The following is a 23,437-nucleotide window of genomic DNA, read 5'->3' as shown; positions in this document are numbered from 1 at the left end:
TTACTTTATTACAGGTTTGAATCAATTGGATGACAGGCTCTTAACTTTTTTCAATTTTATTTGGCAAAAAAAGATAGCATCCTTAGATGCTGCTAGCTTAACGCAACAACTAAAGGTGCTATCCGCTTATGTTACTCATGTATCATCGTTGTCACTACATACGCCTCTTCAGCTCTAGTAGCTATAACGCATTTAACATCTCTAACAAGCGCTCTAGATCCTGTTGATTGTAATATGAAATCTCGATTCTGCCCTTACTTTTGCTTGCTTTGATTTTTACTGTAGTACGGAAGCGCTCACGAAGTGTCTCTTCCAGTTCATCCAAATACGGATCTTTTGCTGACATTTTTTTCTTATCTTGTGTTTTTCCCTTGCGGTTCATCATTTGAATCGCTTCTTCAAGCTGACGTACACTCCACTCATTGCTAATAGCAGATTTCGTCAGTTGAATCGTTTTGACTGGATCCTTAATACCCGCCAATGCACGGGCATGTCCCATCGTTAATGTTCCACGTGAAACATGTTCTTTTACTTCATCTGGTAATTGAAGGAGTCGTAAAAAGTTAGCAATATGAGAACGTGACTTACCCACCTTAACAGAAAGCTCTTCTTGTGTTAAAGATAGCTGTTCCATTAAGTTATGGTACGCTTGTGCTAATTCCAGCGCATTTAAATTTTCACGTTGCAAGTTCTCGATAAGCGCTATTTCCATCGTCTGCTCATCCGAAAATGTACGGACAACAGCTGGAACCTTTTCTAGACCAAGCAGTTGTGAAGCACGATAACGTCTCTCACCTGCAATAATTTCATATCCTTTTAGTACACTACGTACAATAATAGGTTGAATAACACCATGCTGACGAATAGACTCTGCCAGCTCTTGAATAGCTTGATCATCAAAGTGCTTACGAGGCTGATAGGGATTCGGTCTGAGCTGCTGAAGTGCTATCTCGATTACTCGATCATCTTCCTGCACCGCCAACGATGGAATGAGCGCATCCAGCCCTCGTCCTAAACGTTTACTCATACGTTATCACTTCCTTCGCCAGTTCCAAATATACTTCTGCACCTTTTGATCTTGAATCGTAGGTCATAATCGATTGACCATGCGATGGCGCCTCGCTTAAGCGTACGTTACGCGGGATAATAGTTTGATACACTTTTGCCTGGAAGTATTTTTTCACTTCCTCGATGACTTGAAGGCCGAGATTGGTGCGGGCATCCAGCATCGTTAGCAAAACGCCTTCAATTTGAAGAGCCGTGTTTAAATGCTTCTGTACGAGACGAACCGTATTGAGAAGCTGGCTCAACCCTTCAAGCGCATAATACTCACACTGAATCGGAATGATAACCGATTGAGCTGCTGTAAGAGAATTAATCGTTAAAATACCTAAGGAAGGAGGACAATCAATCAAGATATAGTCGTACTGATGAGACACCAACTGAAGTGATTTTTTTAATCGAACTTCCCTTGATATCGTTGGCACAAGTTCTATCTCAGCTCCAGCTAGTTGGATCGTCGCCGGTAGTATATCCATACCTTCAACATTGGTTTTTAGAACGGCTTCATGTGGATGAATATCATTGATAATGACATCATAAATACAATTTGCTACATCCGCTTTGTTTACACCTACGCCGCTTGTCGTGTTACCTTGTGGATCAATATCAACGAGCAGCACTCTTTTGCCTAATATCGCTAGCCCTGCACCCAAGTTGACGGTGGTAGTTGTTTTCCCTACTCCGCCTTTTTGGTTGGTAATGGCAATGATTTTAGCCGCCATTCCTCTCACCCCAATGCCCTTTCTTGTCGTACCATCTAGCTGCTAAACAGAACTATTTGTTCATGAAGATTCTGTATTGTCCTTTGTCCTGGTAGACTAATTCCATGAGTTAATTGTACATGTAATTAACGATCAACCTTGCTTATATAACATACTCTGTTCATAACTAAATAAATGAGCATATCTAATTATGATGTTATACAGCGGTACTATTGTGGAATAGCCCTATATAACGTATACACTACTCTAGTGGAGCTTATCACATATTCCATTACAATCTGCTGCACGTACCCTTAACGAGCTTGCTATATTCACTACAGCATCCCGTTAAATAAAAAAAGCGGCATGTGCCGCTTGCTCCATACGTTCATGATGAATGGCGGGCTATCCAATCCAATCGTAAGTTAAATTATCGCTTCGGTATGCGAATAACGATTTCATAGTGATCATCATGATCACGTTCATCTGTCTTTATAGCCATACCAGAACCAGAAATCATATCTACCGATTGGCGAATTGTATTAAGTGCTAACCGCACGTCCTTCGTGTAGGAAACACGCTTTGATTTCTTCGGTGTATGAATTTGCTTATAAAATGCAACTCTAGCTTCTGTCTGCTTTACATTCAGCTCTTTTGAAACGATTTCTTCCAATAGTTTAAGCTGAATATCTTCAGATTCAAGACCGAGTAAAGCTCTAGCATGACGCTCAGACACTTTACGCTCCATCAATGCTTGCTTTACTCCTTCTGGTAACTGAAGCAGACGTATTTTATTGGCTATCGTCGACTGACTCTTGCCTAGCCGTTGAGCTAGACTCTCCTGCGTCAAATCATGCAGATCAATCAGTTTTTGATAGGCGACAGCTTCCTCGATCGAAGTTAATCCCTCCCGCTGCAAGTTCTCGATTAAAGCAATCGAAGCAGCCTGAGAATCATTAAATTCACGAATAATAGCAGGAATCGTTGCGTGACCAAGCTTTGTTACAGCACGATAGCGGCGCTCACCTGCAATAATTTCATATTTACCGTTGCGAGGACGAACGACGATTGGCTGAATAACACCATGTGTTTTAATCGTTTGTGCCAATTCATCAATACGATCGTCATCAAACACCGTTCGCGGTTGGTATGGGCTCATTGCGATGTCTCCTACAGGAAGCATCTTTACCTCATCTTGAGCCTGACGATCCGCAAACCCCAGTAACCGAGAAAGTTGTTCTTTCATCTGTATGTTCTACCACCTAACTTCATAGTAATGCCAGACAAACGCCAAGCTCTCACTAGCATCAATGCAACGACGATAGAGCTATAGCTATCCTATCTCCCAACAAACGTTGGAGATTTATATATTTCCTACTAAGACTAGTAAATCCAACATGTTCAACCATTGTCCTACATCACAGTACAGCTTATTTTCATACATCACTGCACTATTCTTTATTGCCTTTGTTACCTATTCTACTTACTTGAATTATATTCCTGCTTATTCCTATCAACTACTTAAGTTCCAAGTAATTGGAGACACTACCAAGCGCTTAATGTTTCACGTGAAACATTACCGCCTCATTACCAAATTCCTATATCTGTATCGTATCATATTTTCAAGCAAAATAGATAGAATAAATGCAACTCTACGTGAAGTTTCCCTATCAATTTTAGAACTTAAATAATCGATCAGTTATTTCAGCATATAGAACGATATAAAACCAATTATTTTCCATTTTTATTATGGCACATTATTAAAATTCTTCAGTGTACACCTCCATTCAGTAGGCATAGCCTTGGATTATAAAAACACGAAACAGTTAAGGAACTTCTTCTAAATGATGAGTAACCTTAATCAGGAAACAAAAAAAGCTATCTTTCCTAACTAGAAAGATAGCCTCCTATTGTGTGCATGTAACGATACATCATTTACTCATGCATATCCAATAAATAATGCTGCATAGCTTACATTTTTTCTATTTCCAATCTAAACAAGTGGTTCTTTCATTGGCGTACCCGGCTTACGCGGATAAGCCTTAGGTGTTTTACCCGTCTTTTCCACAAGGACAATATGACGTTCGGATTGCTCCAATGGAAGCAGAAGCTTATGATCAGCTGTACGCTTCGCCAGAAGCAACTGGAGGCTGCGTGAAGCCTCTGCAATCTCTTCTGCTGGATTATTACCTTTCATGGCGGCAAACGTTCCACCTGGGCGCACAAATGGCAAACAGAACTCATTTAATACGTTCATACGCGCAACTGCACGAGCTGTAGCAAGATCATATTGATCACGGTGCTCAGGTTTACGTGCTGCCTCTTCTGCACGAGCATGTACACAGTTAACATCTTCAAGCCCTAACTCTGCAGCAAGGTGCTTCAAGAAGCCGATACGTTTATTCAGAGAATCGATTATCGTGAGCTTCAAATGAGGAAATAAAATTTTCAGTGGAATACCTGGGAATCCCGCTCCAGAGCCTACGTCAATCATCGTATTGATCTTGTTCATCGGTACATAGAACGCCAACGTTAATGAGTCATAAAAATGCTTCTCATATACGGCCGCACGCTCCGTAATTCCCGTCAAGTTCATCCGTTCATTCCAATCAGCCAATATTTCCACGTACTGATCAAGTTGTTCAAATTGACGCTCTGTAACAGATATCCCGTGTGGAGCAAGCCAATCTAGTAACTGTTGTTGAATTTGATCCATAGTTCCGTTCTCCCTCGTCAAGACTGCATAACGGCTCAACGAACACGTAACGTGAACATTGAGCCGTCATCATCATTTATCCAGCATCCGTTTCCGCATGCTTTTTCGCCGTTACACGGTTATAATGCTCCAAATAAACAAGCAAGATCGAAATATCAGCAGGTGTTACCCCAGCAATACGCGATGCTTGACCGATAGATAGCGGACGAATACGATCCAGCTTTTGCTTCGCTTCCATCGCAAGTCCATGTATAAGGCTGTAATCGATATCTTCCGGAATACGCTTCTTCTCCATCTTCTGAAGGCGTTCTACTTGAATGAGCTGCTTATCAATATAGCCCGCATACTTCACTTGGATCTCAACCTGTTCCTTCATGTCCTCATCCAATGGCAATGGAGATGGATATAGACTCTCGATATGAGCGTAAGAAAGCTCAGGACGACGAAGCAATGTCAATGCATCAATACCATTCACCAATGGCGCAGAATTAGCTTCCTGCAGCATAGCTTGAACCGTCTCATCCGGACGAACACGCGTCTCCTTCAAACGAGCTGTTTCTTGCTCGATTAGTGAGACTTTCTCTTCAAATGTAGCAAAGCGCTCATCTGTAATCAATCCAATCTCACGACCCGTTGGTGTTAGGCGGAGATCCGCATTGTCATGACGAAGCAACAAACGATATTCCGCACGAGAAGTAAGCAAGCGATAAGGTTCATTCGTGCCCTTTGTTACGAGATCATCGATAAGAACCCCAATATAACCTTGAGAACGGGTCAAAATAACTGGCTCTTTGCCCTGCACTTTACGAGCTGCATTGATACCAGCCATAAGACCTTGTCCGGCTGCTTCCTCATAGCCAGAAGTACCGTTAATTTGTCCCGCTGTAAATAGGCTATCTACCTTCTTCGTTTCAAGAGATGGCCACAACTGTGTCGGCACAACAGCATCATATTCAATCGCATAGCCTGTACGCATCATTTCTACGTTTTCTAGACCAGGGATGGAACGAAGAATACGAAGCTGTACATCTTCCGGCATACTCGTGGAAAGACCTTGTACGTAATACTCACGCGTATTTTTTCCTTCTGGCTCTAAGAAAATTTGATGCTTTGGCTTATCAGCAAAACGAACGATTTTGTCTTCAATCGACGGACAATAACGTGGACCTGTACCTTCAATAACCCCAGAGAACATAGGAGCACGATCCAAGTTACTGTTAATAATCTCATGTGTGTCTGCTGAAGTGTATGTTAACCAACATGGAAGCTGTTCATTATCTGCATGTTTCGTTTCATAGGAGAAGAATTTTGGCTTATCATCACCAGGTTGAATCTCAGTCTTACTAAAATCAATCGTATCTCCATGAACACGTGGTGGTGTTCCTGTCTTGAATCGTACAAGTTCAAGTCCAAGGTTTTTCAGACTTTCAGACAGCTTCAAAGAAGGCTGCTGGTTGTTCGGGCCGCTCTCATAAATAAGTTCGCCGACAATAACTTTACCGCGCAAATACGTACCTGTCGTAACAACGACTGCCTTCGCAAAGTATTGTGCCCCACCTTTTGCTTCAACCCCAACACAACGGCCATCTTCAACGATTAACTCCTCGACCATACCTTGACGAAGCGTCAAGTTGGGCGTGTTCTCAATCGTTTCTTTCATTTGATGCTGATAAAGGAATTTATCAGCTTGTGCACGCAAAGCGTGAACAGCAGGTCCTTTACCCGTATTCAACATACGCATTTGAATGTATGTTTTATCAATATTACGGCCCATTTCTCCGCCAAGTGCATCAATTTCACGCACGACATGACCTTTAGCAGGTCCGCCAATTGATGGATTACACGGCATAAATGCGACCATATCCAAGTTAATCGTCAAGAGAAGCGTGTTACATCCCATACGAGCGGAAGCCAATGCAGCTTCACAACCTGCATGCCCTGCTCCTACTACGATAACATCGTACTCACCTGCAACGAATGGCATCTAATGTCCCTCCTTCATCGCTCTAAGCTCATGAACTAACGGTCTCAATGGGAAGCTGAACACTTCACCTTTATCCACAACTAGTTCCCTTAAAGCAATTTTACTAAAATAAACTTCTTCCTATACACAGCGGCTTTATCCGCTTAACAAAACGACCTAACCAACTTACCTTATTTGCCTAAACAGAATTGTGAGAAGATTTGATCAATTAAGGACTCGCCTACCGAATCACCAACAATCTCACCTAACAGCTCCCAACCTGTACGGACATCAATTTGCATAATATCGATCGGAATGCCTGCTTGAGATGCTTCAACCGCATCTTGCAAGGAACGACGCGCCTTATGAAGCAACCCAATATGACGCACATTACTCACATAGGTTGCATCATTGGATTCCACTTTTCCACTGAAAAATAGCTCAGAAATAGCGGATTCTAACGCATCAATACCATCTTGCAGCATAGCAGACATTTTTACGATTGGGAATCTTCCTGCTAAGGTAGCTAGTTCCTGTTCATCTAATTCATTAGGCAAGTCCATTTTATTCACAATGATGATAACTTGTCTACCTTCAATTTGCTGCAGCCATTCACGTTCATCGGCTTGCAAAGGTTCATTATAATTCACAACAAACAAGACTAGGTCTGCATCCTGTAGCGCTGTACGGGAACGCTCTACCCCGATACGCTCTACAACATCATTGGTTTCACGTATGCCGGCAGTATCTAACAAGCGCAATGGAATCCCATTAATCGTAATCATTTCCTCAATAACATCGCGCGTCGTACCTGGAATATCTGTAACAATCGCCTTATTATCTTGAGCAAGCGCATTAAGTAACGAGGACTTACCTACGTTAGGACGACCTACGATTGCAGTCATAATGCCTTCTCTTAATATTTTACCCTCAGATGCAGTCTTAAGCAGCTTATCGATTTCAGCCATAACCTGGCCGCATTTATCTTGAATAAAATTGCCTGTAAGCTCATCTACATCATGCTCTGGGTAATCAATATTCACTTCAATATGGGCAAGCGTCTCCACTAACGTATAACGCAAATCTTTGATTCGCTTCGACAGCTGGCCTTGAGCCTGCTTCATCGCAACATCAAAGGCACGGTCTGATTTAGAGCGGATTAAGTCCATAACTGCCTCGGCTTGAGATAAATCGATACGTCCATTTAAAAAGGCACGCTTCGTAAATTCACCTGGCTCGGCTACACGAATATCTAGCTTCAGCAGCAGCTCCATGACGCGACGCATGGACACAACTCCACCATGGACGTTAATCTCAACTACATTCTCCATCGTATAAGAACGCGGTGCGAGCATAACGGTAACTAATACTTCTTCAATTTGCTCATTTGTATCCGGATCAACAATATATCCATAGTTAACTGTATGGCTCGCTGCCTCAGTCAACTTCGTCTTTGATTGGAAGATGCGTTCCACTTCCTGCACAGCCGTCTCTCCGCTTACACGGATGACCGCAATACCGCCCTCACCAAGCGGCGTAGAAATAGCAGCAATTGTTTCCGTCATCATATATCTTTACCTCCACCTCTAGAAAAAAAGCAATGACTGTCCCTTACCTGCCTACTTAGGGGCAGAGGGACAATCATTGCGCACATTCGTTCCTCATCCTGCAACGATAACATCTATAAGAGCTTGTTCCAAACGTTTTCTCATCATGAGAAGCTTGTTATAAACAATCACTATACGTTCATTCTTATAAGGTTATTGTGATTTCAAAGCAATAACGATACGGCGATTAGGCTCTTCACCCTTGCTGTACGTCTTTACCTTCGGATGATCCTGGAGCTTAGCATGTATAATCTTGCGTTCCTGCGGCGTCATCGGCTCAAGTATCATTTCCTTGTGCGTACGAACCGTTTTGGTCGCAAGCCTTTCAGCCAACGATTCCAAGGTTTGTTTCCGGCGATCACGGAATTGTTCTGCATCAAGGACAAGACGCACATGCTGCTCAGAATAGCGGTTGGCCACCAAATTCGCCAAATATTGAAGGGAATCTAATGTCTGGCCGCGACGACCAATAATTAGGCCAAGGTCGGAACCGGAAATATCGAATACAACCGTGTCTTTACGCTTCACTATCGCAATCTCTACTTCGAGCCCCATCGATTGAGTAACGTCCAAAATGAACTGTTTTGCCTCTTCGACACCTGCTGTTTGATCTTGCACGCTAGCACGAACTGTTTTCTCTTCTGACTGTGCGGAATCTGATAACGCTTTTTCTTCCGGTACTGCTTGTACAGCTGATGAGGTAGAAGCTTTACCCTCTTCTGATTGACTCTTCGCTGCCAATGGCTTGTCTTCTGTTTGAGCAGCTTCCTCGACAGTAAGTTCTACCTTAGCTGGTTTTGTACCAATAAGGCCAAAGAACCCCTTTGAAGGCTGTTCCAAAATACGAACCTGTACACGGTCCTGCGTCACGCCAAGTTCCGCCAAACCTTTCTGAATTGCATGTTCGATTGTCTTTCCTGATACAATTAACGTTTTCATTTCGCCGGTTGAACCTCCTTATCATTGTTCCGATAAAGGAAAAAGTTCTGAACAATCGTGTAAATATTACTGAACACCCAGTAAAGTGGCAATGCTGCCGGGAACTGCATCGACATGATGAAGATCAATACTGGGAATACTAACGTCATAAATTGCATAGCTGGCTGAGCCGGCTGTTGTGACATCATCATTTTGGATTGAATGAATGTTGTCAAGGCTGCCAGAATTGGCAATACCCATTTATCTGGCTCACCAAGCTGGAGCCACAAGAACGTATGATGTCGAATATCTTCGTTCAAGTAAATTGCGTTGTATAACGCAATGAACACCGGCATCTGAATCAATATCGGTAAGCAACCCGCCATCGGATTAACGTTATGCTGTTGGAACAGCTTTACCGTCTCTTCCTGTTGTTTCTGCGGATTGTCTTTGTATTTCTTCTTCAATTCTAGTAGCTTCGGTTGAAGCTTTTGCATTTCTTTAGAGCTACGCATCTGTTTGATCGTCAGCGGCAAAATAGCTGTTCGAACGATAATCGTCAATAGCAATATAGCTAATACGTACTCGCCATTGAACCAGTCTGCAAACGTGTTGAGTGCCAATGTAAAGTACAAGACTACATTACGCTCCCAGAAGTTCCCGCTGCGAAGTTGGTCTTCTGTCATTGTTTCCATGGACGTACATCCTGTCAATACTGCAAGCAGCATGATAGAACCCGCCACCAGAAGCCATTTGCGATTGTTAAGCAACTTCTTAAGTGACAATAGCATTAACTCCTCTCTAAACCATCCGATTCCAACTGTAAATATATCATATTTTACGAGTCAATGGAAACGCTTGATCATCTGATTGTACTGCAATTTATCTATATACAGAAGCACGTTTGCACACATGGTGGACGCTCTTCCGCAATTGCTCGTAATCCATCTCAGTCGCACCATTGCGAACGATAAATACGAGATCGACATGATCGATAATTTTGCCTGCTTGTAGACGCATAATTTCCTTAATTAAACGTCTCATTCGATTGCGGACAACTGCATTTCCTATTTTTTTGCTTGCAGATATCCCGACGCGGAACCGCTCCACCTCAGGACGATGAAAGACATATAGAACTAGCTGGCGATTCGCTGCTGATCGGCCATGGCGATATACACGAGCAAAGTCTCTGCGGTCTTTCAAACGATATTGTTTTTGCACGTTCGCATTCCTCTCGCTCATCGAATTCAGGTTCATGATATCGTACGGAAACAGCATCCATCCGGAAACTATCTTGCTCCAAGTATGTACCTGAGCCCCGCAGAATAAACCCTATATAAAAGAAGTTATTCAAAAGTAGCCTTCTGAACATATGCCAATTGTTCGTGAATTTAGGTAGAAAAAAAGACCACTACCAGTGGTCTTGCATAAACAGCTATTATGCGCTCAACTTAGCTCTGCCTTTTTGACGACGAGCAGCTAGAACCTTACGGCCGTTTTTCGTGCTCATGCGTGCACGGAAACCGTGATTCTTTTTGCGTTTGCTTACGTTTGGTTTGAAAGTAGGTCTCATTTCTGCTTGCACCTCCTCTTGAGAGTCAATCTATTCATTACGAATGTTGTTGTTTGTCTCACGAAAATACCTTTATATATTTAATCAGAATTAAGTCTAAAAGTCAATCCATCCACCTTACAACGGTACACTTTGGCCAAAATGACGATCTTTTCTTTACTTTAAATGAGGTTTTAGTATTTCATCTCCTCCTTACATCACGAGGTACCACTGCATCTTTTCCTTCCTCATTTCATTCCTTAATAAATATATATTCTCTGCGATCTACATAAACTATCCACAGCTCAACATTGTCTAATGTACAAATTAGATCTCCGATATAGGTTCTATATAGTTATTCACATGTGCAAAACCTTTTCGTTTAAATCAATTTCTCCACGATAACCTGTGTATAAATTTCGACGGCAATCGTAAGGATTATGTCGAAAAATCACAGGTTGTAAACAATATCTTGTGGTGTACATAATTTTTATACACAAGTTATTGAATTTGTGGATAAAAAACGCCCTATCGTTGAAAAATAAGGGCTCATCTGCTATGATTATATTGCTTTTCTGATGTGAATAATTTCGTTTGGTACAGACTTATTCACAATCTGTGGATAATGTTGTGAACAAGTTATCCTCAGCCTTACTTTATTATTATTTTATCTGTTTATATTGTGGATAAATGATACAACTCAATTTCATCAATTTCGACATGCTCGATGTATGTCGTATCAGCATAGACCCCGACAATGCGCTTGATATCCGATAGAGGGCTTTTCATGTTTTAACCTTCCCTCTGTCTGCGCCAATTGTCGGGGAACTTGTCCTTATGGCTTCGTAGCCGGCACAAGCGTCCCTGACGACGTAACAGGTTTGAAGGAGTGAAACCATCTGTGGATCGCCAAGTAAATGAGCATTGGCAGGAAGTACTAGCCGTTATTCAATCCAAATTAAGCAAGCCGAGCTTTGACACTTGGTTCAAAGCTACGAATGCGGTAAAGTACACCGACAAAATTATCATTATAACGGCACCGAATACATTTGCTGTCGAGTGGCTGGAAAGTCGCTATACGAATCTTGTTAGCTCAACCATTTATGAGATGAACGGCAAGCAAGTAGACGTGAAGTTTATTATTGAAGAGGCAGCCGAACCGGAACCGGAGATTGTTCCTCTACCAGCTCCAGTCGTTCGTTCATCAAATGAAGAGCCGGTTGCCAGTCAATTGAACCCAAAATATACGTTCGATACGTTCGTTATCGGTTCAAACAACCGCTTTGCTCATGCAGCTTCGCTCGCGGTAGCAGAAGCACCTGCTAAAGCTTACAATCCCCTCTTTTTATATGGAGGAGTAGGACTTGGCAAGACGCACTTGATGCATGCCATTGGTCATTACATTATGGAACATAATGCGAATGCCAAAGTTGTCTATACGACGTCGGAAAAGTTTATGAATGAATTCATTAATGCGATCCGTGATAACCGCGGGGAAAGTTTCCGTAATAAATATCGCAACATCGATATTTTGCTCATTGATGACATTCAATTTTTGGCGGGTAAAGAATCAACGCAGGAAGAGTTCTTCCATACTTTCAATGCGCTGCATACGGAAAATAAGCAGATTATTATCTCTAGTGACCGTCCGCCAAAAGAGATCGAAACTTTAGAAGAACGTTTGCGTTCTCGTTTTGAATGGGGCTTGATAACGGATATTCAACCACCTGATCTCGAAACACGTATCGCCATTCTTCGGAAGAAAGCCAAAGCAGAGAACCTTGATATTCCGAACGAAGCAATGGTTTATATCGCGAATCAGATTAATACGAACATCCGTGAGCTAGAAGGGGCTTTAACTCGCGTTGTAGCTTACTCTACGATGATGAATCAAGATATTACGACGCATCTAACGGCAGAAGCACTCAAGGACATTATTCCTTCGAGCCGCCCGAAGATGATTACGATTCAAGACATTCAGCAACGAGTTGGAGAATACTATGGCCTACGTCTGGAAGACTTCAAAGCTCGTAAACGGACAAAAGCTGTCGCTTTTCCAAGGCAAATTGCAATGTATTTATCACGTGAATTGACGGACTATTCTTTGCCCAAGATTGGTGAGGCATTCGGTGGACGTGATCATACGACGGTTATCCATGCCCATGAAAAAATTTCACAAGCAATAGACAGTGATCAGGAGTTATATAAGGTCATTCAGAACTTGATGGATAAAATTAAAAACCCTACATTATGAACAAAATACAAAGAGCCTATGCACAATCTATACACATGTGGATAGGCTTTACTTTATGCGGTTTTTGAGACTTATCCACATATTCACTGCCCCTACTATTACTACTATCTTTTTAAATATAAGATCATCTTATAAATAAACAATAACAACTAAGACATAAACATCCGTTTAAGGAGTGAAATGATGAAGCTATCTATTTTGAAACAACAACTCAATGAAGCGATACAAAACGTTTCGAAAGCTATTTCAAGTCGGACAACGATTCCTATTTTGAGTGGTATTAAAGTTGACGTTACGATGGAAGGAGTAACCTTAACTGCAAGTGACACTGATATTTCCATTCAAAGCTTTATTCCAGTAGAAGATGATCGACAAACGATTGTTCAAGTCGAACGTCCAGGCAGTGTCGTTTTACCAGCTAAGTTTTTCGTTGAAATTATTAAAAAGCTTCCATCAGCTAATATCGAAATCGAAGTAAGAGATCAATTCCAAACATTCCTTCGTGCAGGATCTACTGATATTCAAATGGTCGGTCTCGACCCGGAAGAATACCCAATCTTGCCTAGCATCGAAGAGAATCAAGTCCTTACGGTTAATGGTGATCTCCTTAAGACGATGATTAAGCAAACTGTGTTCTCTATTTCCTCAAACGAAACGACGCCTATTTTGACAGGTGTACTTTGGCAGTTACATCATGGGGAAATGAAGTTCGTTGCTACGGATCGTCATCGTCTAGCAAGCCGTTCTGCGACTATTGAGGTTGATTCCGACATTCATTTCCACAACATTGTTATTGCCGGTAAAACGCTAAATGAGTTGAGCAAAATTATTCCGGAGCAAACAAAGGTTGATATTGTCGTTGCAGATAATCAAGTGTTATTCAAAGTAGGCAATGTGTTGTTCTTTACGAGAATTTTGGATGGGACATACCCTGACACTTCTAAGATTATTCCGAACCAATACAAAACAGAACTTGTTTTGTATACAAAAAATTTGACGGAAGCTATCGACCGTGCGTATTTGCTGTCTCGTGAAGAGAAAACAAATATCGTACGTTTGCAAACGAAAGAGGATGGAACGATCGAGGTTTCTTCCAGCTCTAGCGAACTAGGACGAGTTACGGAGCAGCTTGAAGTGAAGCGATTTGATGGTGAACCTTTACGTATTGCTTTTAACTCCAAATATATGCTTGATATATTGAAAGTTGTAGAATGCGAACAAATATTCATCGGCTTCACTGGCGCAATGAGCCCAATTATTATTACGCCGACGGAGCATGTGAACAGTTTGCATCTCATTTTGCCTTACCGCACGACGAATTAGTTAAAGGCAGCTATGCCAGGAGGAATACAAATGAAATCGATTCATATACAGACGGACTACATTACGCTCGGACAGTTTTTAAAGCTGGCTGACTGCGTTTCTACAGGTGGGCATGTCAAAGTAATGCTCGCAGAGCAGGCGGTTCGAGTGAATGCAGAACCAGAAGACCGCCGTGGGCGTAAATTGCGCGACGGGGACACAGTGGAAGTAAAGGACTGCGGCACATTCCGTGTTGTGCAGACAACAGAGGCTTAATCGGTGTTCGTAAAGTCAGTATCTCTTCAACATTATCGCAATTATGAGACGATGGAGCTTGATACGAACAACAACGTGAATATCTTCGTCGGCCGCAACGCCCAGGGGAAGACGAACTTGCTCGAATCGATCTTCGTACTTGCACTGACGAAGTCACATCGAACAGCTAAGGATCGGGAACTAATTGCTTGGGATAAAGATCATACGCTGTTACAAGCTGCCGTTGAACGCAAGTACGGCACCTATAATCTAGAATTGAACATTTCCAAGCAAGGTAAGAAGGCTAAGCTGAATGGATTGGAACAGAAGAAACTGAGTAATTTTATCGGTTCGCTTAACGTAGTTATGTTCGCACCAGAGGATTTGGAAATTGTAAAAGGTGGACCTAGTGTGCGCCGACGCTTTCTAGACATGGAAATTGGACAAGTACATCCTGGATATTTATATCATTTGCAGCAATATCAAAAGGTGCTTGTCCAGCGTAATAACTTACTCAAGCAAATGTGGAATGACCGCAGCAGTGCCCATATGCAGATGCTCGAAGTATGGAATGAACAGTTAGTAGAACATGGTGTTAAAATTGTAAAGAAACGGAAACACTATTTAAAGAAACTCCAAGTATGGGCTGAACGTATCCATGCAGGCATTACAAACGGACAAGAACAACTCGCTATTTCCTATGTTCCTTCCCTTGCGCTGGATGAGGATAACGAAGCTGTTTTATTCGAGCAATTTATGATAAAGTTATCACAAATGAACGATCAGGAAATACGGCGCGGCATAACTCTTGTCGGGCCGCACCGTGATGACCTCGCTTTTTCCATTAACGGCAAAGAAGTTCAAACGTACGGCTCACAAGGTCAACAGCGTACAACCGCATTGTCGCTTAAGCTTGCCGAAATAGAATTCATGCATGAAGAGATTGGCGAATATCCTGTACTATTGCTGGATGACGTACTTTCTGAACTGGATTCTTATCGACAAACACAGCTCATCGAAACTTTCCAAGAGAAAGTACAGACGTTTATTACAACGACAGGTATTGAGAGCATTCATGCGCATCGACTGCAGGATGCTAATGTGTTTCACGTGGAAAATGGGCAAGTCAGACGGTAAGGAGTGGGTTAGTTGTATATTCACTTAGGTGGAGAAAGAGTTATTCGTTCCTCTGAGTTGGTCGCAATATTTGATGTGACGATTGAAAAAGCATCGAAGCTGTCCAAGCAGTTCGCCGCTCATTCTCAAAAGATTAAAAATGTTGAGTGGATCGGTGAGGAAGAGGCTAAATCTATCGTCGTCACAAAGGGAAAAGTATACTATTCTCCAATATCGTCTACGACATTGAAGAAACGCTCTCGCAGCGGGATGCGAGTAGAAGAAGCATAAACGGATTGATTCGGATCTGAATATAGAGAAGTGGGTGAAGGGCATGTCTTTGAATCAGCATACGTATGATGAGAATCAGATACAGGTGTTGGAAGGGCTGGAGGCGGTTCGCAAGCGTCCCGGCATGTACATCGGCTCTACCAGCTCCAAGGGGCTTCATCATCTAGTATGGGAAGTTGTCGACAACAGTATCGACGAAGCATTGGCTGGATACTGTACGCGTATTGACGTTACTGTACATGAAGACAACAGCATATCGGTAGCGGATAATGGACGTGGTATCCCTGTCGGTGAGCATGCGAAGATGAAGCGTCCTGCGGTAGAAGTCGTTATGACCGTTCTTCATGCTGGTGGTAAGTTCGGCGGTGAAGGATATAAAGTATCCGGCGGTTTGCATGGTGTCGGTGTCTCGGTCGTAAATGCCTTGTCTGAGCAGCTTATCGTGACCGTGAGACGGGACGGCCAAGTTCACCAGCAAGAATATCGCCGTGGTGCACCTCAATATGATTTGCAAGTTATTGGAGAGACAGCAGAAACAGGGACGACAGTAAAATTCAAGCCGGATAGCGAGATTTTTACTGAAACGCTCGTCTATGAATATGACATTTTAGCATCTCGTATTCGAGAGTTAGCATTCCTTAACCGTGGTCTCGAAATTGTATTGAAGGATGAGCGTACAGATACATCTAACTCTTTCAAATACGATGGCGGTATCATCGAGTTCGTTGAATACTTGAACCGCAATCGAGAGAGTTTGCATGAACCTCCTATTTTTGTAGAGGGCATGAAAGAGCATATTTCTTGTGAGATCGCCTTGCAATATAATGACAGCTACAGTGAGCATATTTATTCTTTTGCAAATAATATCCACACACATGAGGGTGGAACACATGAGTTCGGCTTCAAGAGTGCATTGACTCGTGTCATTAACGAATACGCTCGTAAAATGAACTTGGTTAAGGACAACGATTCTAACCTAAGTGGTGATGATGTTCGTGAAGGCTTGACGACTATCATTTCGGTGAAAATTCCTGAACCACAGTTCGAAGGTCAGACGAAGACCAAGCTAGGAAACAGTGAAGTTCGTGGTATTATTGAGTCCATGTTTGCTGAGAAGTTCATGGAATTCCTAGAAGAGAATCCAGCTGTATCACGTAAAATTGTTGAAAAAGGTACGCAAGCTGCACGTGCTCGCGAAGCAGCACGTCGCGCTCGTGAACTGACACGCCGTAAGAGTGCGTTAGAAGTTAGCTCTTTGCCTGGTAAGTTAGCAGACTGCTCTTCTAAAGATCCATCCAATTCTGAAATATTTATCGTTGAGGGAGACTCTGCAGGTGGCTCAGCGAAGCAAGGACGTGATCGACATTTCCAAGCGATCTTGCCTTTGAAGGGTAAGATTTTGAACGTTGAGAAATCTCGTTTAGATAAGATCTTGTCCAATGCCGAGATTCGTGCCATTATTACGGCGCTCGGAACAGGTATTGGTGAGGACTTTGATATAGCGAAGGCACGTTATCACAAAATCGTAATTATGACAGATGCCGATGTAGACGGCGCTCATATTCGTACGTTGCTGCTGACGTTCTTCTACCGGTACATGCGTAAGCTAGTTGACTCTGGCTATATTTATATCGCACAGCCACCACTATTCAAGATCGAGCGCAACAAGGTGATTCGCTATGCGGATAGCGAAAAACAGCGTGATGAGATTATGGCAGAGTTCGGTCAAGGTGTGAAGATTAACGTACAGCGTTATAAAGGACTCGGGGAAATGAACGCGACTCAGTTGTGGGAAACGACAATGGACCCAGAGAGCCGTAAAATGCTTCAAGTAACGATTGACGATGCGCGTCAAGCAGATGAAATTTTTAACACGTTGATGGGTGATAACGTTGAACCAAGACGTGATTTCATTCAGCAGCATGCTAAGTTTGTTAAAAATCTAGATATTTAATACACGATTAAGTGCCCCAGCCAGTAATTGGTTGGGGCTTTTATTTATAGGTTTGGTAATAAATTGGCATTAGTCTTTTGAGATTAATAAAGGAATAGGCACAGGGGGAGCAGGACTTAAAGCAGGGCGGACACGAGCCGCTTCCTTAGCAGCAAATGGCTTAGGTTTTGTTTTAGACAGTAGTTGAGGTGCGGGGTTAGCCTGTGTTTTTTTGAGTGTGCGTTTCAAAATTTGATAGCGAACATAGCCCATCATTTTGGAATACAGCTTTTTATTTGTATGAAATCGAAAAATATTTTTATCTGGCTGGGTATTCACTTCTAAAATCCATGGTTTTAGTTGTTTATCAAGTCCAATATCAATGCCAAGCTCGATTAAGGTTGGAAAATGCTTATTAAGGTGTTTGGCTGTTAGCAGTGCAATTTGCTCAAGCTGCTTCTTGAGCTCTTGAAGACGGTTCGAATCAGCGTATTGTCTCAAAACGGAATCTACTTGATGCAGCGTGCCGCCTCGATGGTAGTTGGTAACTACTTTACGCGGGGCTGCAACACGTGCTAGCATACCTGTCATTTCCCAAGCATCACCTTTATTTCGTTGTACCATGATACGAAGATCTAAAGGCCGTTTATTATTTGTAAGTAAATGAATCCCTTGTTGAATTAGGTATTTTTTGCTGCCGATAAAATGTGACAAACGGGCATATAGCTGATCAAATTGATCCCATCTCTCGCTAAACGTATCTTTTTGCAGCAGATAGGATGTGGAGTGATTCGTTAATCCAACACGAATAATGCCGGCACCACCAGTTCCTCCTTCTGGCTTAATGTATAGCATGCTATGCTTGTAGAGCATTTGATATAAATGTTCTGACGAAAAGGATGTAGTTTCTGGTTGAAAGATTTTTAGCCCAGCATGTTTGTCAATCGCTGCTGCTTTTTTAAGTTTGCTGCGAACACGTCTTATGCGCATCGTGTTCATCCTTTCTTGTTGATGGCATCGAAGTGATGATTTTATTCCGTATTTAGGCGGGATTCATGGTATAATAGTGTGTAGTTTAAAAAGACATCCGCTAAGGGCAAGAACAAACACCTAACTCCACTAGATTATTGTTCGGATATAGACGCTGCGGAAGGAAACGTTTAATTGTTTCCCTTTTGTGAAAGTAATATAATACAAGTAGCGATATATTAGGCTTTTTGAATTCATGTCATTGGGAGATGCGGTGCTGCTTCCATTTTGGAACGGCGGCCGTTTTTTTGTGAGTTGTAATAAGACGGAATAGCTCGTTGAAGTTTCATGTGTTCACGGGGATAGATGATAGGTGAACAAGTGTTAGCCCCTAGGAAGCGGACGTTACAGACGATATTGTTAAAGGAGGTCCAGCATGGCGGAAGAACAACAATCGCAAATCAAGGAACGTGATATAGGTACAGAGATGCGCGAATCATTCCTCGATTATGCGATGAGCATCATCGTCAGCCGTGCACTGCCTGATGTGCGTGACGGACTGAAACCGGTACATCGCCGGATTCTGTATGCGATGTCAGAGTTAGGCATGACGCCGGACAAGCCTTATAAGAAGTCGGCGAGAATCGTTGGTGAGGTCATCGGTAAGTACCATCCTCATGGTGATTCAGCTGTATACGAAACGATGGTTCGTATGGCACAGGACTTCTCACTGCGCTATATGCTAGTTGATGGACACGGTAACTTCGGTTCCATCGATGGCGATATGGCTGCAGCGATGCGTTATACGGAGGCGCGTTTATCCAAGATCGCAACAGAATTGCTGCGAGACTTGAATAAAGAAACGGTTGATTTTGCACCGAACTATGACGGCGAAGAGAAAGAACCTGTTGTGCTACCAGCAAGATTCCCGAATCTACTGGTGAATGGATTGTCTGGTATTGCCGTTGGTATGGCAACGAACATTCCACCGCATAACTTAACGGAAGTTATTAACGGGGTTCAAGCATTAATTCATAATCCTGAATTAACACCGCTTGAGCTGATGGATTATATACAAGGTCCTGATTTCCCAACAGCAGGGCTAATACTGGGCAGATCAGGTATACGTCAAGCATATGCTACAGGCCGTGGTTCGGTGACAATGCGTGCGCGTGCAGAGATTGAAGAGAATGGCGGCAAGGCACGTATTATCGTGCATGAGCTTCCTTATCAAGTTATCAAAGCTCGCCTAGTTGAAAAAATTGCAGAGCTTGTTCGTGAGAAGAAGATCGAAGGAATAACAGATTTGCGCGATGAATCTGACCGTAATGGTATGCGCATCGTTATCGAGTTGCGTCGTGATGTCAATCCAAGCGTCGTTTTGAACAACTTGTACAAGCAGACGCCGATGCAATCCAACTTCGGTGTGAATATGATTGCACTGGTTAATAACGAGCCGCGCATTTTGAACTTGCGAGATATGCTGTACTATTATTTGCAGCACCAAGTCGAAGTTATCCGTCGTCGCACGGAATATGACCTTCGCAAAGCAGAAGCTCGTGCTCATATTTTACAGGGTCTAATCATTGCATTGGACCACATCGATGAAGTTATTGCTCTAATCCGTGCTTCTCATTCTGATGAGGTAGCGCGTAATGGATTAATGGAGCGTTTCGAACTGAGCTATGAACAAGCTCAAGCGATTCTCGATATGCGCTTGCGTCGTTTGACTGGTTTGGAGCGAGAGAAGCTCGAAGAAGAGTTTAACGAACTGATGAAGAAGATTGCAGAGTACAAGGAGATTCTAGCGAGTGAACAACTTGTTCTGCAAATTATTCATGAAGAGCTTGAAGAGATTAAGCAGAAGTTCGGTGACGAGCGTCGTACGGAGATTACGATTGGTGAAGACAGCATCTTGGATGAGGACTTGATTCCTCGTGAAGATGTTATCATCACGATTACACATAGTGGCTACATTAAACGTTTGCCTGCTACGACTTATCGTAGTCAGAAGCGGGGCGGGCGCGGTGTAATGGGTATGGATACGAAGGAAGATGACTTTGTTGAACACTTGTTCCTTACGGATTCTCATCATTATTTGATGATATTCACGAACAAAGGAAAAGTGTACCGGATCAAAGCGTATGAAATTCCTGATCTAAGCCGTACTGCGCGTGGAACACCGATTATCAATCTGATCCAGATTGAACAAGGTGAAACGATTAATGCGGTTATCCCAGTCGAATCGTTCGATAGCAATCAGTATCTATTCTTCGCTACTCGTCAGGGTATCGTGAAGAAGACGCCACTTGATGACTATGTAAACATTCGTAAAGGTGGCCTAATTGCGATCAACTTGCGTGAAGACGACGATCTTATCGGTGTACGTCTAACAGACGGTGAGCAAGAGGTCATTATGGGTACTAACACAGGTATGTCGATCCGATTCTCTGAAAAGGATGTTCGTTCGATGGGACGTAGTGCGACTGGTGTTAAGGGGATTACCCTTGATGAAGGCGATTATGTCATCGATATGGATATCGTAGATGAGAATAACGATGTATTAATCGTTACAGCTAAAGGTTACGGCAAACGGACACCGACTACGGAATACCGTTCTCAGTCTCGTGGTGGTAAAGGAATCAAGACGATTAATGTGACAGAGAAAAATGGTGCTGTTGTAGGTTTGAAAATTGTACAAGATGAAGATGATCTCATGGTCATTACCGCTTCTGGTACAATTATTCGAACAAGCATTGCTGGTATTTCGCAAATGGGTCGTTATGCGCAAGGTGTTAAAGTTATTAACATTCGCGATGAGGATTCGGTGTCTACCGTAACACGTTGCAGCAAGAATGAAGAGGAAGCTCTTTCTGAAGATATAGACGGAGAAACATCTGTAGATGGAGCTGCACCAGAAGTAGAAGACGGTAGCACAGAGTAATCTATGCCACAGTTAACAATAAATAGCTCAATCGAAAGATAAGGACACGGTATTAGCTTCGTCCTACGCGTGAAGGCGGCGTACCTGCAAGGTACATCGTCTTCACGTTTTTTATTACCTATACTATACATGCGCAAATAATCAGCACGTACTTCAATTAGATCGTGGGGGTGTGGAAGCTATGTCTATGTTACCAATCGCACAGGTAAAACTGGGGGATTGTTTGAGTAAGGATGTAAGCTCCGAGCTTGGTGGTATCATAATGCCTAAAGGACGTGTATTGACGGAACGTGATATCGAAGTACTGGATGCGTTCATGATCAAGCATGTTCATATTAATTCTAAAAAGAAAATGGAGTCAGCCAAACCAACTCCAGCGAAATCCCCAATTTCGAAAGAACAACAGTCTAAACCAAGAGAACAGTTATCAGAGAGCGATGTTCCAGAATTGGATACGAAAGCTACAAATAGTGATCAACCATTTCACGTAGCATGGGCCGAGTTAGCCAAATTGATGACACAAGTATTAAATATGGCACGGGCTAATCAAGTGCCAACAATGGAAATGCGTAAGCTACTAAGACCGCTAATTGATCAAATAAAAGAATATAAGCCTTTAGCTGTTCAAATGTACATAAGGGAAGTCGATCAAGAACTAGCAACAAACTTTTTAATACATAAATCGATTGCAGTCGCACTTACGACATACTTAATTGGCCATTGGAGTGGCTATTCAGAAAAAGAAGGTATGCAAATTGCCCTCGCAGGTCTACTGCATGATATAGGGAAAGTAAAAGTAGATGAAGATGTTCTTCGCAAAAAAGAGTCCCTTACAGAAGTGGAGCAAACAGAGGTACGTCGTCATACGCTATACGGCTATGAAATTCTTCGTACTGCGAACATGATTACTGAAGGAGTTAAGCTAGCAGCTCTACAGCATCATGAAAGGTTAGATGGGAGTGGATATCCATTGAGGATTTTGAGTGATCAAATTCATCCCTATGCCAAAATGGTAGCTATTGCAGATATGTTCCATGCGATGACGCAAAATCGCAGCTATCGTAAGGCTGCTTCTCCTTATGTCGTATTAGAACAATTACATCGCCAAGCATTCGGTAAGCTTGATCCGCAGATGGTGCAAGTATTTATACAGAAACTTACCCTGCTTACCCAAGGTACCTTTGTAGTATTGAGTGATGGTCGAACTGGTGAAATTGTATTTATAGATAGTATATATCCTACGAGACCCTGGATTTCAGTAGAAGGCACAATTATTCAACTAGCAGAGGAAAGACATTTGCATATTGAAAAGGTAGTGTCCGATTAGATATATCAATTTAACCATGGACTCCTTTTAATACATGAGTAATGTTAACAGGCTAGAAAAGTAGATTTTAAATAAACCGCTATTTGAGTAAATCGTACAAATAGAGCAATCAAGTAGCGGATTTATTAAAAATGCAGATAGTCTAATTTTTTTAAAATAGACTATCCATAATTTGGAGTGATCTATACAGTTGAACTTTGTAGATCAACATGGTATATTATATTTCCGCCACCGAGAGGAGCGGCTGAGATAAGCCAAATAAAACAGCGGTTTGAAAGTCATTTAAAATAAATGCTTCAAATAAAGTTTTTAAAAAAAAGCTTGACTCGAAAGAAACAAAATGATATATTATAAAGGTCGCCACTGAGAAACACGGCGAACGAGAGCGAAAGAAAACGAGTCGATAAGATAAGTGATCTGAGCCGAATTGTTCTTTGAAAACTGAACAACGAGTGAAACGTTTGATATAAGAAATTCAGCAATGAATTTCGTCAGCATTACAAATGAGCAAGTCAAACACTTTTATG

General features: G+C 42.3%; 19 protein-coding genes. 8 read left to right on the top strand and 11 right to left on the bottom strand.

Annotation, left to right across the window (positions count from 1 at the left end; translation table 11 throughout):
• Window positions 1-181: 181 nt before the first annotated feature.
• The 10 genes from IFO66_RS22270 to rpmH form a co-directional block, all read right to left on the bottom strand.
• Entirely contained in the window at window positions 182-1,027 is an 846-nt protein-coding gene (locus IFO66_RS22270; RefSeq protein WP_192027235.1) for a ParB/RepB/Spo0J family partition protein, read from the bottom strand.
• Window positions 1,020-1,784: a ParA family protein gene (locus tag IFO66_RS22265; RefSeq protein ID WP_192027234.1), complete on the bottom strand. Its 765-nt coding sequence runs from the start codon at window positions 1,782-1,784 to the stop codon at window positions 1,020-1,022. Before IFO66_RS22265 ends, IFO66_RS22270 begins: the two co-directional genes overlap by 8 nt.
• 409 nt (window positions 1,785-2,193) lie before the next feature.
• Complete coding sequence (gene noc, locus IFO66_RS22260; RefSeq protein WP_192027233.1) at window positions 2,194-3,009, bottom strand: nucleoid occlusion protein; 816 nt, start codon at window positions 3,007-3,009, stop codon at window positions 2,194-2,196.
• 747 nt (window positions 3,010-3,756) lie between these two features.
• On the bottom strand, window positions 3,757-4,479 hold the full coding sequence (gene rsmG / locus IFO66_RS22255) for a 16S rRNA (guanine(527)-N(7))-methyltransferase RsmG (protein ID WP_192027232.1): 723 nt from the start codon (window positions 4,477-4,479) through the stop codon (window positions 3,757-3,759).
• A gap of 76 nt (window positions 4,480-4,555) precedes the next feature.
• Window positions 4,556-6,463 (bottom strand): tRNA uridine-5-carboxymethylaminomethyl(34) synthesis enzyme MnmG, encoded by a 1,908-nt coding sequence (gene mnmG, locus IFO66_RS22250; RefSeq protein WP_192027231.1) that lies wholly within the window; start codon window positions 6,461-6,463, stop codon window positions 4,556-4,558.
• A 170-nt stretch (window positions 6,464-6,633) separates the two neighbouring features.
• Window positions 6,634-8,010 carry a tRNA uridine-5-carboxymethylaminomethyl(34) synthesis GTPase MnmE gene (mnmE, locus tag IFO66_RS22245; protein WP_192027230.1) on the bottom strand — a complete coding sequence of 459 codons (1,377 nt, stop codon included), beginning with the start codon at window positions 8,008-8,010 and terminating at the stop codon, window positions 6,634-6,636.
• Window positions 8,011-8,202: 192 nt separating this feature from the next.
• The gene (gene jag, locus IFO66_RS22240; protein ID WP_192027229.1) at window positions 8,203-8,988 is read right to left on the bottom strand and encodes an RNA-binding cell elongation regulator Jag/EloR; all 786 of its coding nucleotides are present in this window, start codon (window positions 8,986-8,988) and stop codon (window positions 8,203-8,205) included.
• Window positions 8,985-9,758, bottom strand: coding sequence for a YidC/Oxa1 family membrane protein insertase (locus IFO66_RS22235; protein ID WP_192027228.1), 774 nt, complete (start codon window positions 9,756-9,758; stop codon window positions 8,985-8,987). Before IFO66_RS22235 ends, jag begins: the two co-directional genes overlap by 4 nt.
• A 91-nt stretch (window positions 9,759-9,849) precedes the next feature.
• Window positions 9,850-10,188, bottom strand: a complete 339-nt coding sequence (rnpA, locus tag IFO66_RS22230; protein WP_144992675.1) for a ribonuclease P protein component — start codon at window positions 10,186-10,188, stop codon at window positions 9,850-9,852.
• A gap of 217 nt (window positions 10,189-10,405) precedes the next feature.
• Entirely contained in the window at window positions 10,406-10,540 is a 135-nt protein-coding gene (rpmH, locus tag IFO66_RS22225) for a 50S ribosomal protein L34 (RefSeq protein ID WP_028594520.1), read from the bottom strand.
• A gap of 880 nt (window positions 10,541-11,420) precedes the next feature.
• Here rpmH and dnaA point away from each other — a divergent pair.
• From dnaA to gyrB, 6 genes are all read left to right on the top strand, one after another.
• The gene (dnaA, locus tag IFO66_RS22220) at window positions 11,421-12,773 is read left to right on the top strand and encodes a chromosomal replication initiator protein DnaA (RefSeq protein ID WP_192027227.1); all 1,353 of its coding nucleotides are present in this window, start codon (window positions 11,421-11,423) and stop codon (window positions 12,771-12,773) included.
• 183 nt (window positions 12,774-12,956) lie between these two features.
• Window positions 12,957-14,096, top strand: a complete 1,140-nt coding sequence (dnaN, locus tag IFO66_RS22215; RefSeq protein ID WP_192027226.1) for a DNA polymerase III subunit beta — start codon at window positions 12,957-12,959, stop codon at window positions 14,094-14,096.
• A 30-nt stretch (window positions 14,097-14,126) separates the two neighbouring features.
• Window positions 14,127-14,351, top strand: coding sequence for a S4 domain-containing protein YaaA (gene yaaA, locus IFO66_RS22210; protein WP_192027225.1), 225 nt, complete (start codon window positions 14,127-14,129; stop codon window positions 14,349-14,351).
• 3 nt (window positions 14,352-14,354) lie between these two features.
• Window positions 14,355-15,467 (top strand): DNA replication/repair protein RecF, encoded by a 1,113-nt coding sequence (recF, locus tag IFO66_RS22205; protein ID WP_028594516.1) that lies wholly within the window; start codon window positions 14,355-14,357, stop codon window positions 15,465-15,467.
• A 12-nt stretch (window positions 15,468-15,479) separates the two neighbouring features.
• Complete coding sequence (remB, locus tag IFO66_RS22200) at window positions 15,480-15,737, top strand: extracellular matrix regulator RemB (protein WP_144992687.1); 258 nt, start codon at window positions 15,480-15,482, stop codon at window positions 15,735-15,737.
• Window positions 15,738-15,780: 43 nt separating this feature from the next.
• The gene (gene gyrB / locus IFO66_RS22195; protein ID WP_192027224.1) at window positions 15,781-17,691 is read left to right on the top strand and encodes a DNA topoisomerase (ATP-hydrolyzing) subunit B; all 1,911 of its coding nucleotides are present in this window, start codon (window positions 15,781-15,783) and stop codon (window positions 17,689-17,691) included.
• 69 nt (window positions 17,692-17,760) lie between these two features.
• On the opposite strand, the gene IFO66_RS22190 is transcribed toward gyrB, so the two are convergent.
• Complete coding sequence (locus IFO66_RS22190) at window positions 17,761-18,660, bottom strand: YheC/YheD family protein (RefSeq protein WP_192027223.1); 900 nt, start codon at window positions 18,658-18,660, stop codon at window positions 17,761-17,763.
• A gap of 415 nt (window positions 18,661-19,075) precedes the next feature.
• Here IFO66_RS22190 and gyrA point away from each other — a divergent pair, with 415 nt between their 5' ends.
• Window positions 19,076-21,583, top strand: a complete 2,508-nt coding sequence (gyrA, locus tag IFO66_RS22185) for a DNA gyrase subunit A (RefSeq protein ID WP_192027222.1) — start codon at window positions 19,076-19,078, stop codon at window positions 21,581-21,583.
• Window positions 21,584-21,764: 181 nt separating this feature from the next.
• Entirely contained in the window at window positions 21,765-22,910 is a 1,146-nt protein-coding gene (locus IFO66_RS22180) for an HD-GYP domain-containing protein (RefSeq protein WP_192027221.1), read from the top strand.
• Window positions 22,911-23,437: the final 527 nt, after the last annotated feature.

Origin of the sequence: Paenibacillus arenosi (assembly GCF_014841135.1) — a bacterium.
GTDB classification, from domain to species: Bacteria; Bacillota; Bacilli; order Paenibacillales; family Paenibacillaceae; genus Paenibacillus_B; species Paenibacillus_B arenosi.
The sequence above is the reverse complement of the archived record's forward strand: the minus strand, read 5'-3'. Positions and strand labels throughout refer to the sequence as shown.

Excerpts from the sequence above, each read along its gene's own strand:
- IFO66_RS22270 (WP_192027235.1), bottom strand. The coding sequence starts at position 1,027 with ATGAGTAAACGTTTAGGACGAGGGCTGGATGCGCTCATTCCATCGTTG.
- IFO66_RS22265 (WP_192027234.1), bottom strand. The coding sequence starts at position 1,784 with ATGGCGGCTAAAATCATTGCCATTACCAACCAAAAAGGCGGAGTAGGG.
- noc (WP_192027233.1), bottom strand. The coding sequence starts at position 3,009 with ATGAAAGAACAACTTTCTCGGTTACTGGGGTTTGCGGATCGTCAGGCT.
- rsmG (WP_192027232.1), bottom strand. The coding sequence starts at position 4,479 with ATGGATCAAATTCAACAACAGTTACTAGATTGGCTTGCTCCACACGGG.
- mnmG (WP_192027231.1), bottom strand. The coding sequence starts at position 6,463 with ATGCCATTCGTTGCAGGTGAGTACGATGTTATCGTAGTAGGAGCAGGG.
- mnmE (WP_192027230.1), bottom strand. The coding sequence starts at position 8,010 with ATGATGACGGAAACAATTGCTGCTATTTCTACGCCGCTTGGTGAGGGC.
- jag (WP_192027229.1), bottom strand. The coding sequence starts at position 8,988 with ATGAAAACGTTAATTGTATCAGGAAAGACAATCGAACATGCAATTCAG.
- IFO66_RS22235 (WP_192027228.1), bottom strand. The coding sequence starts at position 9,758 with ATGCTATTGTCACTTAAGAAGTTGCTTAACAATCGCAAATGGCTTCTG.
- rpmH (WP_028594520.1), bottom strand. The coding sequence starts at position 10,540 with ATGAGACCTACTTTCAAACCAAACGTAAGCAAACGCAAAAAGAATCAC.
- dnaN (WP_192027226.1), top strand. The coding sequence starts at position 12,957 with ATGAAGCTATCTATTTTGAAACAACAACTCAATGAAGCGATACAAAAC.
- yaaA (WP_192027225.1), top strand. The coding sequence starts at position 14,127 with ATGAAATCGATTCATATACAGACGGACTACATTACGCTCGGACAGTTT.
- gyrB (WP_192027224.1), top strand. The coding sequence starts at position 15,781 with ATGTCTTTGAATCAGCATACGTATGATGAGAATCAGATACAGGTGTTG.
- IFO66_RS22190 (WP_192027223.1), bottom strand. The coding sequence starts at position 18,660 with ATGCGCATAAGACGTGTTCGCAGCAAACTTAAAAAAGCAGCAGCGATT.
- gyrA (WP_192027222.1), top strand. The coding sequence starts at position 19,076 with ATGGCGGAAGAACAACAATCGCAAATCAAGGAACGTGATATAGGTACA.
- IFO66_RS22180 (WP_192027221.1), top strand. The coding sequence starts at position 21,765 with ATGTCTATGTTACCAATCGCACAGGTAAAACTGGGGGATTGTTTGAGT.